General features: G+C 39.0%; 16 protein-coding genes and 2 pseudogenes. 5 read left to right on the forward strand and 13 right to left on the reverse strand.

Annotated features, from left to right (window positions below; all coding sequences use genetic code 11):
* Positions 1-189: 189 nt before the first annotated feature.
* From BM358_RS26460 to BM358_RS12230, 3 genes are all read left to right on the forward strand, one after another.
* Complete coding sequence (locus BM358_RS26460; RefSeq protein WP_177235818.1) at positions 190-354, forward strand: hypothetical protein; 165 nt, start codon at positions 190-192, stop codon at positions 352-354.
* Positions 355-395: 41 nt separating this feature from the next.
* Positions 396-536, forward strand: a complete 141-nt coding sequence (locus BM358_RS26465; protein ID WP_177235819.1) for a hypothetical protein — start codon at positions 396-398, stop codon at positions 534-536.
* Between the two features lie 698 nt (positions 537-1,234).
* Complete coding sequence (locus BM358_RS12230) at positions 1,235-1,726, forward strand: PLAT/LH2 domain-containing protein (RefSeq protein ID WP_013310548.1); 492 nt, start codon at positions 1,235-1,237, stop codon at positions 1,724-1,726.
* An 857-nt stretch (positions 1,727-2,583) separates the two neighbouring features.
* On the opposite strand, the gene BM358_RS12235 is transcribed toward BM358_RS12230, so the two are convergent.
* From BM358_RS12235 to BM358_RS12260, 5 genes and pseudogenes are all read right to left on the reverse strand, one after another.
* The gene (locus tag BM358_RS12235) at positions 2,584-2,691 is read right to left on the reverse strand and encodes a hypothetical protein (protein ID WP_023989007.1); all 108 of its coding nucleotides are present in this window, start codon (positions 2,689-2,691) and stop codon (positions 2,584-2,586) included.
* Positions 2,692-3,575: 884 nt separating this feature from the next.
* Positions 3,576-3,845, reverse strand: coding sequence for a CPCC family cysteine-rich protein (locus BM358_RS12240; RefSeq protein ID WP_023989009.1), 270 nt, complete (start codon positions 3,843-3,845; stop codon positions 3,576-3,578).
* Positions 3,846-4,341: 496 nt separating this feature from the next.
* Positions 4,342-4,728, reverse strand: a complete 387-nt coding sequence (locus tag BM358_RS26470) for a hypothetical protein (RefSeq protein ID WP_028541735.1) — start codon at positions 4,726-4,728, stop codon at positions 4,342-4,344.
* Between the two features lie 14 nt (positions 4,729-4,742).
* Positions 4,743-5,888, reverse strand: a complete 1,146-nt coding sequence (locus BM358_RS12255) for a hypothetical protein (RefSeq protein ID WP_028541736.1) — start codon at positions 5,886-5,888, stop codon at positions 4,743-4,745.
* Between the two features lie 152 nt (positions 5,889-6,040).
* A pseudogene (locus BM358_RS12260) lies at positions 6,041-6,287 on the reverse strand (YolD-like family protein).
* Between the two features lie 884 nt (positions 6,288-7,171).
* Here BM358_RS12260 and BM358_RS12265 point away from each other — a divergent pair.
* Positions 7,172-7,504, forward strand: a complete 333-nt coding sequence (locus tag BM358_RS12265) for a hypothetical protein (RefSeq protein ID WP_023989013.1) — start codon at positions 7,172-7,174, stop codon at positions 7,502-7,504.
* Between the two features lie 57 nt (positions 7,505-7,561).
* On the opposite strand, the gene BM358_RS12270 is transcribed toward BM358_RS12265, so the two are convergent.
* The 7 genes and pseudogenes from BM358_RS12270 to BM358_RS26255 all read right to left on the reverse strand — a co-directional run.
* A complete protein-coding gene (locus tag BM358_RS12270) occupies positions 7,562-8,485 on the reverse strand; it encodes a Kelch repeat-containing protein (RefSeq protein WP_081819220.1) in 924 nt (307 codons plus the stop codon).
* Entirely contained in the window at positions 8,391-8,858 is a 468-nt protein-coding gene (locus tag BM358_RS12275) for a Kelch repeat-containing protein (RefSeq protein WP_028541737.1), read from the reverse strand. The genes BM358_RS12270 and BM358_RS12275 overlap by 95 nt, the downstream gene beginning before the upstream one ends.
* Positions 8,859-9,133: 275 nt before the next feature.
* Entirely contained in the window at positions 9,134-9,616 is a 483-nt protein-coding gene (locus tag BM358_RS12280; protein WP_028541738.1) for a hypothetical protein, read from the reverse strand.
* A 168-nt stretch (positions 9,617-9,784) separates the two neighbouring features.
* Positions 9,785-9,907, reverse strand: coding sequence for a hypothetical protein (locus tag BM358_RS26880; RefSeq protein WP_256026491.1), 123 nt, complete (start codon positions 9,905-9,907; stop codon positions 9,785-9,787).
* Between the two features lie 112 nt (positions 9,908-10,019).
* On the reverse strand, positions 10,020-11,468 hold the full coding sequence (locus BM358_RS12285; RefSeq protein WP_080751635.1) for a 6-phospho-beta-glucosidase: 1,449 nt from the start codon (positions 11,466-11,468) through the stop codon (positions 10,020-10,022).
* Positions 11,469-11,490: 22 nt separating this feature from the next.
* A complete protein-coding gene (locus tag BM358_RS12290; RefSeq protein ID WP_081819223.1) occupies positions 11,491-11,916 on the reverse strand; it encodes a PTS sugar transporter subunit IIA in 426 nt (141 codons plus the stop codon).
* A gap of 117 nt (positions 11,917-12,033) precedes the next feature.
* Positions 12,034-12,171, reverse strand: a pseudogene (locus tag BM358_RS26255) (PTS transporter subunit EIIB); the annotation flags it as partial.
* Positions 12,172-12,839: 668 nt separating this feature from the next.
* Between BM358_RS26255 and BM358_RS12300 the strand changes: the two are divergent.
* A complete protein-coding gene (locus tag BM358_RS12300) occupies positions 12,840-13,745 on the forward strand; it encodes an EamA family transporter (RefSeq protein ID WP_028541740.1) in 906 nt (301 codons plus the stop codon).
* 260 nt (positions 13,746-14,005) lie between these two features.
* On the opposite strand, the gene BM358_RS12305 is transcribed toward BM358_RS12300, so the two are convergent.
* A protein-coding gene (locus BM358_RS12305) for an IS1182 family transposase (RefSeq protein ID WP_091002014.1) occupies positions 14,006-15,366 on the reverse strand; the annotation gives its coding sequence in 2 pieces (ribosomal slippage) (positions 14,006-14,799 and positions 14,799-15,366; 1,362 coding nt in all).
* Between the last annotated feature and the right edge of the window lie 112 nt (positions 15,367-15,478).

The raw sequence follows: 15,478 nt of genomic DNA on the forward strand, positions 1-15,478 counted from the left end.
GCCGACCTGCCTATAACATTCTCCTGCAACGTAAAGTTGAAAAGGCGAAGACAGGTTCGCATGAGTTTTTTTATTAACCATTAGGAATATAGGTACTAGCTTCTTTTTGCTTTTAATAGATTTATGCTGATACATTACTATCACAATTGACATATGTATATAGCAGAACTAAGCAAAGGAGATATGCAGATGATCAGAAATAGAGTTAAAACGTATAAGCATCGCATCGGGAAAAACAGATATCTGGTCGTTAAAGTCTTTCAAGCCGCAGCTGCTAAAACAGGAAGCGGAAATGCACTAGCAACCAATGCCTTGAATATCAAAATTGCCAAGCGTAAGCATAAACGCCACTAAGATTTAACCGTACCTTCATTTCTTTGAAGGGAGGTGATAATATGAGCAGAAGACATTGCAGACGTGATTTGAGAAGAAGAAGACCAAACATCCGTTCCACTCAAAGAGCCATTGCGCGTGCAAGAGGTAACGCACTGGCTGTTAATCTGTTTAGCGTAAATGATAGACAACGCAGACGCTAATAATCGTTTTCAAGCAAAAGCGGGAAGAATTCTTCCTGCTTTTTTTGTGTTAAACGATACACCAACTCCTAAATTCCATAGAACTGCTAAATTCAGTTGCCTTCCTTTTAAATACCATCGACATATTCAACTATGCTTCCACTGGTTAAAACAGAAGCGAAATAGTACCCAGTCAAAGCAGCAGCATTCTTGACTCAAATACTTTGTGTACAACTGACCACACCTATAGCCCTCAAACTTGTTTCAGCTTTTTTCACTTAAGTATTCTGGCTGTAAATCCGTCCAGGGTTTGTACGCTGCTGCATTGTTTGCTCAATTTTTTATTTTTAAATTTTATAAGGCCCCACTTGCCCACCACCGTATTCCACAAGCTCCATCATATCCTACTCAACGGATGGACTACAGATGCTCTTATCTGACTTAATGCAGCTGAAAACAATTCGATATTCGATCAACTCTTCATATGTATGATTCATGTTGGTCACCTCGACAATTCATTCTGGATAAGCGCTAAAAATCCTTCTCTAAATAATCATCTCCTTACATGATTATTAGAAAGCTAATATCCGACACATAAAGATAAAATACAACAAACAAAGACAAGAAAAAAATTTCTCTTCACAACCAATGAACTATGTACAAATACATTACACATGTATAACATTAAATACAAATACTAGAAAGGTGGTAACAATTTAATGAAAAAAGTATCTTTACTAGCATCAGTAGCAATGCTTATCTCATCTGTAGCTTTTGCTGCACCTTCTTTTGCAGATCAGGTCACAAGTGACACTTATAGTTCATTACAAGACTCAAATAGAAGTATAGAGTCTGTTACGCCTTTTGCTAATGTTGAATATGTCGTTACTGTAAATACGGCCAATCTCAAAGATGCTGGAACAGACTCGAACATCTCTATAACTCTGTATGGTTCTAATGGAGATTATGCTACCGCTACACTCAATGGTAGCTTTGAACAAGGAGATTCCGATACAACAAGAATCAGCACTAGTAACCTAGGTGACATCAGAAAAATTACTATTAGAACTGATGGATCTGGGTATAAACCAGGTTGGAAAATTGCTAATGTCAAAATATCTGGAAACGGGAAAACTTTCTCATTTGCAGGTCCTGACCGTTGGCTTGGTGACGGCGGCTCCGCAGATTCCGAAACACTTTTTCCATCCTAAAAACAAATATTCATACAAAAGACTCTGTCGATATTTGGATAGAGTCTTTTTGTTTTGGATGAATAATCCTACTAAAATTGTATCGCCGTAATTATAACCCCATCTCAAGAATCAATTTTAATAATAAACTGACTAATGGGAAAAATGTTATATGATTTTGCTATATAAACAAAAGCTAAGAAATGGCCACTGGAAAAATATATTGAATCTACTAAGAAAATCATAGCTTTAAAAAGAATTCAAGCATCAAATCACAACACCTAATTTTTTCGATTTAGCATGTCTCTTTTAGTCTCAATACTTTTAAGTTGATCATGTACATTTTCGAATATTGGATTATTATTTCCATCTACCTGACTTAGCGTAGCTGCGAACAGTTCGGTATTCTACTTTACCACTTTGTACTTATGATCAACAGTTACATTACTCTCTTGTATTTTCACAATAATCTCATCCCCAATAGCCGCCAGTGAAAGCAATTAACCCTCAAGCCAATTCTCTTATCATAGGATACCTCCAAAGTATAATAAATCTTCTAAATACTATACTGAAAGATGTGTCAAAGTATCGTGCGTATTATCGCAAATAAAAGACTCATACCAGTTATTGTTGCAAACTAATAAGGCCCTATCTGAGATTAAATTTAGGTATTAGGAAGGATTGTACCCATTCAATGAAACATTCCCCTTCTTACAAAATACAATAAGCGCAAATCTATTATGGCAGGAAATCCACCAAGTATTCGCCAAAAGAGAAGCGAATACTGTAGCTATTGCCAAATAGCTTATGCGCTCATTGAGTTCAACTATTTGCCATCCATGAGTGAAGTGGTATTATCCAACAGTTCTTTTCACGAATTAAACCCAAAGTGATTTAGTGATGATAACTAAGAGAATAAAGAGCACTAAAATTGCCGCTGTAGAAGTCCATACACCGCCGCCACCTGCACCTTCATATGCACCCATGTCTTAAACCTCCTTTATTTGTCGTTCACCTTAATATATGTATAAATACGTTCAGTGATAGGGCATGCAGGTAAACAAAACAAAGGCTCACACCCAGATAAACCGGTAGAGCCTAATAATCTTTATAAAAGAATTAATTTCAAGATGATTACCAACAAAATGAAGAGTGCCAAGACAGCAGCTATCGATGTCCAAATCTTCCCGGCCGTCTCTTCGTAGCCTCTTTCTATTCCTCTCACACGTAACGCCTCCTTTGTTTACTCCACAGGCTATGCGAGGTCTTGTTTATGGGATGGACTTCTAGGAAAATAAAAACACTTTACCAGCGTATCCAGCAAGGTGCCACTGATGAAGAACTTTTACTATTGCCACAACTAAAGAACAACAAGAAGGACTCCTACAGCATTTAGCTGATAGAGTCCTTCTTTATATCTGCCTTAATTCAATTTAATTGCATTGAGTTATGGCTTCGAGTATATATTTTTCACTCCTCAAGACTCAATTAATGAATTCTACTATATTCCAAAACAATAAACATCCCGTCAGCGCATGCCAGTAGGGTATCACCCATTCTTTCGGATTATGCAACGGTTTGGTGATATTTCAAAAGAATTTATGTAAGGTCAGGCTGCTCGCCTTACGATATTAAACGTACTGTCCAGTTCCAAGTACCTTGGCTTGTTACTTTGATCTTATCCCCAACGATAAAAAAGGCCGTATTTGTGGTGGAATCCCCGAAGAAGCCTTGTACCACTCTTTGCCTGGCTAATCGATTAAACCCTTCGGCACGTTCCAGTGCCACCCCACATATCTATATTTGCTCCTTCAAAAACTTCAAGAAAATTCCTCTTAACATTAGATGGCAAGTAGAACTAACGTTTCAGTTAGTTATAGGGTTCCCAGTTCGTATCGCGTATATCTTTATCTGAGGCTTTTCTCACAAACTCTATGCATTTTTCTTCGCAAGCGCCAAATACTTTATAATTTTGCTGGCCCTGTCTTAAAGATACTATGTTTGCCCCACCATCATAATCAGGATCTGCAAACTGAATACCATCATCTTCCCAAAAACAAATTTCACAAATATCATAGGTTCCAGGCGGTTCATCGTTTAAGGTTTTGTAACCACAGCAAGGACAAGTATATTTTCCCACCGCTATAAGACCTCTCCTTATTATGTATCTATTTTTTGTTCTGTCAGCCAGTTATGTGAGTCCTTCATTACTTGTAATTTAAGGAGATAGGAAGATCTCTTTCGGATAAATCGCTTTAAACATCAATATATCGGTCTGTATATCCTGTCTGTATCTGTATCAATCACATAACCAACCTCTGTGTCATCTTCAAAACGCAATCGATTAAAATTATGAAGTCGACAAAATATATCAGGTAAATCTCTAATATTAAGAGTTATCATTTTTGCTTGTATATACTTTTGATATAGTTCTTCTTGTGTGCATTGGTGACCAGTAATCAAATTTTGAAAAAAGTAACCTTCAATTTTAATAATCATAAAATCACCACTGGTGGTTAACCATTTTTTATAAATTTAGAATACTTACATAACAATTACTCAACTAAAGCGCATATTAACTTAACCTTAGTGAACAAATTAAAGCTCCCTTTCTAACACATTTGCTATGATAACTTCTATTTTTCTATTAATTTATTGAATATTTCTCTATCTTTGGAAGTAAAGTCGGAAATCCGTTTCTTTTGCTCGTACGTGTTGGTACTTGAATCCAATTTAATGAAGCCTTTTTCACCAACCACGTATACGATATTTTTTTCTATTTTATAAGACAGAACGTTATCAATCACTGAATTTGGAGCTTCAATTTGATGAGTGTATAGTATTGGAGGCTCACCGGCTCCTCCTCCTCTGTAAATCTGAAAAGTCCCATCTCCAAAAAACTCTAACGTATCTTTGCCATATGGGTACTTCCTGATCGTGTCGTCTCCAGAATTTGCTAGAAAAATTAAAGTAGTAGCTATAACTAGTAGAGAGATCAAAATGTAGATGTATCTGCGCTTCATCTGCACTTCACACCTCACTTCCAAGCCTTTTTTGTATCAGTTACTGTAACATAAGATGTATACTCATTGAGTGTTCCCCATGATTCCATTAAATTTGTTAGGTTGGCCGCAGCCCAACCGAGCTTGTTGTCCCCAGTAAACATTTGTTTAAAATTATATTCAAAATTATATTTATCATAATATATTGTAGTAATTTCCCATTGTCCTTTTACATATGTTCCATCTATTTTGTACTTCATTTTGTGAAAAGCGTTATACAAATCTCTGTCACTTTCAATTGCAATAGACCCCTCACTTGAAAAACTTTTAACTTTTTTGTCGTTAGCTTTTTGTACTGCTTTATCAATTACATACATATTATGTTCTTTGGATTTTTTAATTTGCTGCGCCTCATACGACCACTCATTAAAGTGTAAATGTCCTGGTTTGTAATCAAGGGAATGTTGAAGTAAATTGGCTGTGATGTCCCCGTACTTCTTTCGAGCTATAGGAACAGCTACTAATGTAAATGCTTTACGATCAGGAAAATGTATTACAGTGTCTGTCGAATCTTTTACCTTCTCTACGCCTCGTACCCAAGTCTTTTCTAGTTCTACCATAGGATTTTCAAACGGAAAAGTATTATTTCCTGCATACACTAACATATTCTTACTATATGCGCCTTCTAGTATTTTTTGCGAGACATCAGGCTGATCCTGTTCTCTTGTTTCCTTAGGTTCTAACTGAGGAGTGTACTGAATTTTTCCCAATTGATCTTCTTTTTGTTTTAAAATAAGTTCAAACTCAAGAATCTCTTTGCTGGTATCAATCTGTTCTTGATACTTATCTACATAAGCGTGTGTAAACGTAATATCACGGATCGCGTTTTCATTTCTCACGACTTGGATGTTACATTTTCGATAGTAGTCCTCACTATCAGGTTTATATTCTGCGTTTGCCCATGTGTACAGCATGTTGGAATTATCCGCATTGTATATAACTGAAGGAAGCGAATGAAGCGGAATTTTGCTTCGAATATGTAGCGAATGAGCCAAGTTTGTAGACTTAGCTGAAAGGTTTATGGAACTATTATTCTTATAAGTAAAGCCAGTGATCTCACCTTTTATAAACTCGATTGGTTCACCACCGGATTTACGTTCTATTCTTAATGAAATGCTCATTGAGATAATCTCCTCTATTAATTCAATCTATTTTCGCAGGAAAAATTTATGAAAAATAATTTCCAAATATTAATATATACGAAAAATATTAAATAGTAAACATATTTTAACTTGGTAAAGGACGTAAAAAAGACCCGGTTACCTAGGGCCTTTTATGTACTTGCAGAAATAATATCCTCCAACTTAATCCAGCTAAAATCATCCTCACCGCGTGACAGCCGTACGTGAGTTGTAGGAATCTATTAGCGCTTGCTCGATTAGCTGCACTTCCTGATCATCCAACTCTGGCTTGCCGCGCCCTTGACGGCCTTTCATGAGCTTTAGATACGCTTCCTTATGTTCCGGTATGATGATGCGGCTGCTTTCCCATAATCCATTACCTTCGAGTCTTTTTGACATGTATGTAGCCTCCTGATGTGTTATGCACAAATTATATTCTGAGTACAAAAAATAAACTCCCGATCATTGGAGGTTTAATACCGTATAATGCCTATTTCCAGACGAGGAAAATGTAATGATCTTTTGGTCACCATCCCAGCCCTCTATGATTACAATATAGAGCGCATATCGCTCTTGTTGTCCCCTTCTTCCCAAAGCCAGCAACCGCGCGCCTTTATGTCCACTACACTGCTACCTGTCTTTATCTCCAGTTCCATCATGTTGGGCACCCGTCTTCGCTCAGCAGAATTATTGTAGAGTATTGGAGTAGCGTTCGATATCAGGTAACAAAGCGTTCAACTTCTTTGTTACCCAGCGTTTCCGTATACTATACAGATCAGAACAATGAACGACGAAAGCGGACACAACTATTATGCAACAATAGCGGAATAGACGGTTGCCAAAGTTACACTAAACTTTTGCAGAAGTTTACGATGGCGCACGTAAAGCCATGGAAAGAATATGGGGGCGATATTCCTGAGCCAATAGGATAAGACAAGAACAGCAGTAAATTTAATGTGTGTATTCCTAAAAGCCTACTCGTCCAATGTCAAAAGGGGCTACTGCCGAAAATTCTCCCTTGAACCAGCATTGCCTTTACAAATTGAGCAAATGAGGGATTTACAATAAAGTTCGGACCTCCCCCCCATTAACCCGGCCTAAACAGACGTATCGCAGTTCGTGCCAACCTCAAACGGCAGGTCATTCACCCCAATGGTGCCAAGATGCCAAAGGCTGAGGATAGCTGCGAGTTCCCAAAAAACAGTGTTCAATAAAGCGTACAATCGCAGCACGTTAGTTACATTTAACTAATCAGGAAATTATCCAAATAGGAGGAAATAACCATGGCATTTGAAGGTTATAGAGAAGACAAGCGAGAACATTGGTTTGACTGGCCATTCCCCTTGTCGGTATCAATACTGTATGTGGATGCGGATGTAGATCTAGATGTAGATGAAACAGAAACGAAATGGTACCTCATTGACGAACAAGAAAAACACTTGATCCGAATTAGGGATGAAAAACAAATTGAACTGCTTCATCACTGCATGTATGGAGTCTTGTTAAATGACGAGAAGATCAACTGGATTATTGATAAAAATGGCGGTAGATTTACCTATCATGATGGTGTGGAAGATTATATCAAATCCCAGAAAGAATACCTTGATACATTATAAGAGGCGTGAACAGTTAAAAGCTCTACCGACCAATTAAGGTTAGCAGAGCTTTTAAATTTATTTAGAATATTCACTTACTTCAAATGTTAGGATACGATCATATAGCATGTAATCCTTTCGGCTGCTGAATGGACCTTTATTATTATCGTGTTTATTAATAGCGTATGAAGCCGATCCAGAACCAGCCTGCTTGCCCTCATACCATGAGATAAAGTCATTAACCTCTTTCATGCTTAGGTCAAACTCCTTTTCCAAACCAGTTGTCATAGTAACCACCAGAATTGCACGGTCCCCAGTTGGTAGAGATGGATCAGTTGGTTCGGGAGTTGGTGCCGGCTCAGGTGTGGAACCGTCATTCTTCCCGAATATTTCTATAGTATTAACCGGAGAATTTGCCAATGTACTCTGACTTCCTCCAATAACGTAAATTTGTCCACCTAATGTTATAGCCCCTGCCCCACTTCTGGCTTGCTTTAAGCTAGCCTCAGGAGACCAGTTATTCTGTTCAAAATCAAAGGATTCTACTGTATTAAGTTCATAACTACGTCCACCTGCTTCAGTTTTTCCAGCAATAGCAAATATTTTATTGGAATAAATGACAGCTTGGGCCCCTCCACGTGCTGTCAAAAGATTGGGTTTAGTTGACCAGTTATCGTTATCGGGATCACATTCAAGAAATGTGTTTAGTGAGACATTTGAATTATTATCAATATGTCTACCTGCTACAAGATAGATTTTGTCCTTATGTACAACTGCAGAGGAACCATGAAGTGTATTCGGCATAGGTTTCTTCGTTGACCAGCTGTCGGAAGCCGGATCATATACTTGGACAGTAGCAACTGAACGCGTATTTGTTGTCATCCCACCAAACACATAAATCTTTCCCTTATACAAAACACTTGTCAACGAACCTAAAGCCAGCCTGCGGCATAGCTTTCCTAACACTCCATGTATCTGTCTGGGTATTGTAAACTTCAACATTATTTACTGAGGAGCCTCCTGTCCAGCTAAAGGCATTACCTGTATAGCCACCAATAACATAAATATCATTTCCATAAACAACGGAAGTTGCTGTAGAACGAGCCGTAGGCATGCTACTTCCTGAGGCCCATATATTATTTTTCGGCTCATAAATTTGAACATCCTTATATGGGTTTGATCCTGAAGAACCACCGAAAATATATATCTTGCCATTCAATTCAGAAACAGCACTTACCGCCTTAGGATTTTCTATAGTCGTTTTAATCGACCATTCATCGCTTACAGCTTCTGCTTTTACCTCTAAAGCTGACATATTCAAGAACACTATCACTACAATTAAAATGCTCCATAATGCTTTAATTTTACTTATCACTCGATCTCCTCCTAGCAATATATTGAACTATTACCAAGATAAATCATTCTTAATAACCTGCCTAAACATAAACTTGCTGATCTATAAATATAATCTAAATATTTGCATATTTATTTTTTAATGGGTATAAAAAAACTTATACCAGTTACCCGGTTGAGCCTTTCACATCTACTCTAATTCAAACTGGTCAACGAAAAATCTCTGCCGACCAATTGTGGTTAGCAGAGATTTCTGTTTTATTTGAGCATTCACTTACCTCAAACGTTAAGGATTTTTTAATATTTAATTATAGCTGATCCTGCTTTAGCCCACTCTTTTGATTCTAATTGAATCCATCCATATACTTTTGAATCAGAGTTGATCTTTTGTTTTATCAGAGAAAGGTTCTCATAGCTACTGGAACCGTAAAGACTCCCTGTTTTTGGTGCAATTTTTACTGATAACGTATTTTCTATACTCGGTGTATTTTCATCACTTGTCCAGACCAAACGATTATAATAATTAGCATTAAAAGGATTTTCCAAACCATTAATTGAGAATTTCACTCTTTTCCCTGTAACTGATACATCTGTATATGCCGTGTCATCTTTAAATATTACTGATTGTGATAAAACTATTTCTTGATTTGTGAAATTTTTGTAAGTGTCAAGCGTTACAGTTGCTGCATCTGCAGAAGCTGACAACGGAGCAATAACTGAAAACAAGAGAGCGATTGTGGAAAAACATAAAGTAGCTTTCCTTCCTAATTTCATTCTCATTTTTTTGTCCTCTCCTTCTTTTAATACTCATTAATAAACATACAGCTTAATGACTGTCAAAGTAAGGGGAGCTTTGTCTGACATGAAAAATACACATTTGATTAAGTCTCCTTTTTCGCGTCCACTCTAAATTCAAACTGCTCACGAAAGAAATAAGATCCGTTAATCTTAATTAACTCCGGTGTAATCTTCTCCAACTGCGCCGTAGTCCACAATATCTATCAAATCCTCGCCCAACGGTTGTATTACACCAAAGCCACTAAACTTGGTGATATAAACAAACAAATTCAATAAACAATATTTTTCACCCTAACTAAAGAAAAGAACATCAGTGTCTGATGCCCTTTCAATTTGCAGCAGTTTCAAAAATTTAAGATTATGCGGTCCATTACAGATAAAGTGATTATTTCTGAAAGTACTTTGTTCCATTACTCGCAATGACGTCTTTGTACCAATGAAAACTTTTCTTTCTAATTCTTCTAAGCGTGCCAGAACCGTCATTGTTTTTGTCCACATAGATGTAACCATACCGCTTCTTCATTTCGCCGGTACCGTTACTCACAAGATCAATCGGCCCCCAACTTGTGTACCCTATAATATCAACCCCATCTTTTATTGCTTCAGCAATCTCTGCAAAGTGAAGATCCAAATACGAGATGCGGTAATCGTCTTCAATGGTATCGTTGTCCATAAGAGTATCTTGCGCACCAAGTCCGTTCTCAACGATAAACAATGGTTTGTTGTACCTTTCATGCAACTGGTTGCAGGTAATACGCATGCCTTTTGGATCAATCGTCCATCCCCACTCGGAAGTTTCCAAGTAAGGATTGATTACGGAACCAAACACATTCCTATCCGTAAAATTTTTCAGAATTTCAGGATTAGCACTGGTACAACGGCTCGAATAATAGCTGAAACCGATGTAATCCACAGTATATGTCTTCAAAATCTCCAAATCTTCAGACTCAAGCTGTAGCTGAATTCCATTCTCGATGAAAAAGCGTTTGGCATAACCGGGATACTCCCCTTTGGACTGCACATCAATCAAGAAGTATGAATCACGCTCCATTTTCATTACTTCCCAGTAATCTTCCGGATTGCTACTGTATGGATACACATTTCCAGCCGCCAACATACATCCCATCATGGCGTTAGGAATAATTTCATGACAAGCCTTGACTGCTAGTGCACTTGCAACCAGTTCATGATGCGCTGCTTGATACAGAACTTGTTGTTTGTCCTCGCCTTCTTCAAAAATAATGCCCGCTCCTGTATAAGGAAGATGCAATAACATATTAATTTCATTGAATGTCATCCAGTATTTCACTTTATTTTTATAGCGTTCAAACAGTGTTTTAGAGTATTTTTCAAATAGTTTAATCATGATTCGGTTTTTCCAGCCGCCATACGTTTTCGCCAAGTTCACGGGTAAATCAAAGTGACAAATCGTAACGACAGGCTCAATATTGTACTTCAGAAGTTCATCAAACACGTCATCGTAAAATTGCAATCCTGCTTCATTTGGAGTTATATCGTCACCATTGGGAAAGATACGGGCCCAGGAGATCGACATTCGAAATGATTTGAAACCCATTTCAGCAAAAAGCGCGATATCCTCTTTATAACGATGATAAAAATCGATAGCTTCATGTGAAGGATAAAACTCGCCTTCCTCGGGTACAAATGAATTTAAGTTGCCAGTCGAAACCTGATTACGTTTGGGCCCCGTCGGCATCAAATCAATGGTCGTCAGTCCCTTACCATCAGCCAGGTAAGCTCCCTCAATTTGATTCGCAGCTGTAGCTCCACCCCACAGAAAATTATCCGGGAATTTAGTGATTTCATTAAACATTTCCACGTACCTCCCTATTTTTCTATACATATACTTTGATTAATTGTTCTTTTTCATTAACCATGTCATTTTTGGTCCCTACAATGACATCACTGACCTGAACACGATCACCATCCTTAACAAATGCATTGAAATGCTGACCTTTTAACTGAACCGTATCTTGTCCGATATGAATGAGTATTTCTACCCCGTCATCACTAATGAGACCAATGGCATGTTTAGTACGGTAAATCGTTTGTACAATGCCGTTCACTGGGGAAACGACACGTCCATTCGTGGGGCGGATGGCTATCCCTTTCCCCATATGCTCTCCTGCAAAAGTCTCGTCTTTAATATCTTGGAGTCTAACAACAGTACCGGTCATCGGACTAACAATTTCAAATGGTTGGTCATTCAATTGACTTATGTTGGGAATGGGTTCTTGTTTGTCGCCCATATTTGTTGACATTGTTTCTGTTGGATCTTTAAAACCAATGAAGTAGATCAAGACAATTGATACGTCCCAGATGTTTCAGTAATCCAACCGAAAGCAAAAACAGTTCATTGAATCCTTTAATCATTCCTGTCGCAGCCATTCCGTTTTGGACAATCCTTCGTCCTTCAATTGAAAGCGCAATCGTGTTACACAATGAACAATGCTGGTAACGCTTTCAATACCGCCAACTCGAGACAAAATCTCCTTGGCCAACTGGTCATAGTTCATGAATACTCTTCCTCTCTGGCTGTGACTTTGCATCAAAATAACTGAATAGCTGCCCCGTGCATAGATCTTAGGCAACATCACCATGCTGGAAGTTTAGCGATCCAGGTTTTGCCCTGCGACGGTTACAATCCTGTAAGGCTGTGTTAGCGATTTCCGATTTGTCACAGGCCTCAAATTTTGTGAAAGTTAGCTGAAGGTACGTCTTTTCTGGCCAGAAATGGTATTGCCTGATTGAACAGTCACAATCCAGTTGATGTACAAGCTCCCTTTGCGGACAATAATAAAACACTCTTTTTTGAAAATGCAAGGTTTTTTCCTCAGGAATTTAACTTGTAGAGAGAAATCCACATGAACATTCTTACATTTCATATATGAAGTAATTTTGGCCCAAATATTCAAAAAATAATTTGGGCTTGATTGCTATTTAATCACATTACTTTGTATTTAACTGTTACTGTCGCTTTGACCTACTTTAGATTTCATCCTGATTCTCTCCGAATCAGATTATTGACAAGAACAAACCTTTGCTTTTATACTGATATCGAAATGAACGAAATACTAAAACCCGATGGATGTGGATTTTTCTAGAGAGTCATCTCTATTTTCGCCACACGAATGCCTTTACGCATTTGTGTGGCTTTTTTGTATTCAAAAAAGGAGGATTGTTCATGAAGTTGTGGCATTATGCAGTTATTGTTTTCTTGGGAGGTTGTTGTTACGGCATACTTTCCACATTTGTTAAACTGGCATATAGCGCTGGTTTTTCAACACCAGAGGTAACTGGTGCGCAGTATTTCTTTGGTGCAGTTTTGAGTTGGATGTTTGTAATTTTTGTAAAAAAGAAAAACCTTACGTACAAGCAGGTTACAAAACTCCTTCTATCCGGAATTCCATTTGGACTGACAGGTATGTTTTATTATCAATCGCTACAGACCATAAATGCTTCCCTAGCTATCGTCCTTTTATTTCAGTTTGTTTGGATTGGGACACTATACGAATGGGTTCTCCAGAAGAAAAAACCAACCAGGGGTAAACTTATCTCGATTGGAATACTGCTCATCGGCTCGGTTTTGGCGGCAAACATTTTTTCTCAAGGTGATCTCTCACTCTCGTGGCAAGGAACGATTTGGGGGCTATTGGCTGCTTCAACATTCGCTTTATTTGTTTTCCTCAGTGGTGCTGTTGCGAAAGAAACTTCGCCCACACTGAAAAGCGCCCTTCTTTCAACCGGAGCTGTTATTACTGTTTTTGTGGTATTTCCGCCAACCTTCTTATTTAACCTCGATGTGCTGGCAGGATTGAGTCCTTTTGGATTAGTCCTCGGGGTGTTCGGAGTTGTGCTGCCTCCGCTTTTGTACTCCATAGGTATGCCACATATTGGTTCAGGAATGGGTACAATTATGACTGCATCTGAATTACCCATGGCCGTTATTATGTCTTCTCTTGTATTAGGAGAATTTGTAGGCTGGTCTCAATGGATCGGTGTTATCATAATTTTATGTGGCATCGCATTTAGCAACATAAGACACAGAGGATCAAAACCACAGACTTTAGTGAAGAAGAACACAGCATAACAAGATATCTATAATTTTAATGGGTTAGATGGACAATGATTTCAGAATAAGATTTGAAGCATTTACAACGCTGTGTAAAATGCGGGGGCTTATAACGCTCATCCCAGATTTCAAAATCATAGTCTTAGAAGATTCACCCGCTCTGTTCAAACAAAAAAGGACCTATCGGTCCTTCAGATTGTCGAGAAACCCCGTCTTTTTGAGACGTGGGTTTCTTTTTCCTTACACCATAATGGTCTGGTATCTGGAAAAACGGGGTGTTACCCCTGTTTTTCTAGGCGATCCAGGTGGATCGCCATCTTCTTCATGTTCTGCACGGCTGCCGTCATGAGGGCTTGTTCCCTGACGTTCGGAAGTCCGCGCAAACGGCAATAGCGAAACCCATGGAGCTCTTTGGCATCCGCGAAGCTTCGCTCAATCGTCTCTTTTCGTTTGCGGTATAGCTGTTTCCCGGATGGGCTCAGCCGGTTGCTTCGCACCCACTCTTTGCTGTCTTCCCAGACATGTCGAGTCACCACTTTGCGGTGGTTTTGAGACTGGGTACACTGGCCCAGTAGCGGGCAATGCTGGCACTGAGCTGGGTCAGAGGCATACTGCCTGTATCCCTTACGGTCCGTCGTTCGGTAGGGCAGTTCCTGTTGGGCCGGGCATCTATACACATTGCGTTTGGCATCGTATTCAAACTTCCATTTTGGAAACAGTCCTTGTCTGGGATGGAATCTTCGGTGAGCAATCACGGCAAAAATCTTTCGGTTTTGTAAACCTCGACAAATCGGCGTCGTTAAATAACCGGAGTCTAGCGCCACGGCTTCTACTTGAAAACCAAAACGTTCTCTTTGGCGGTCCAAACGGGACAAATAGGGGATGGAATCATGTACATTTCCCGGTGTCACATGCACATCGGTAATGAGATTGTACTTCATATCCACCGTTCGGTGGTCCAGATAGAAGAAGCCTTCGGGCTTGCCATCACGGATCATATAGCCGCTGTCCGGGTCGGTTTTGCTTACTTTTATTTCTTTTTCTTCGTTCACTTCCTCTCGAGATTTTAATGCTTTTTTCCGTGGTTTCTCCGGTCCTCCTTCACCGCTTCGTTAAGCTCGTCCATATACTCTTTGGTATTCTGCAATACTTCCTCTTTGGTGTACTGATGTTTGTTAGCATTGGCCTTGAGGTGGGTGGAATCGGTCATGAGAACACGCCCGCCCACCATTCGGTGAGAGATCGCCTGCAACACAATTTCATCGAAGATATCTTGAAAGATCGTGGTGTCTTTAAAGCGAGTGCGGCGATTCCAGCTAATCGTCGTATGGTCCGGTACTTTATCGGTTAAGCCCAGCCCCAGGAACCAACGATAAGCCAAGTTCGTCTGGATTTCTCGCTCGAGTTGCCGTTCTGAGCGAATGCCATAGAAATAACCGAGAAAGATCATTTTAAACAATACGGTAGGATCAATGGCAGGACGCCCATTGTCCGCACAATACAGCGGGCTTACCTTCTCATGAATAAAGGAGAAGTCTATATATGTATCCACTTTGCGAAGCAAATGATCTTGCGGCACCAGTTCTTCCAGGGAAACCAATTCAAAGGATTGTTGTTTGTCTCGATAAGATCGCAGCATACCAACACCGTCCGTTCTACAATAGTTACCTATATTATACAACATTAACGCGCTGTCGTCTTAAACAAAATCAACATAAAAATAGCTGTCGAGACTTTCTCGACAGCCTGAA

The organism is Paenibacillus sp. cl130 (assembly GCF_900116035.1).
In the GTDB taxonomy this organism is placed as follows: Bacteria; Bacillota; Bacilli; order Paenibacillales; family Paenibacillaceae; genus Paenibacillus; species Paenibacillus polymyxa_B.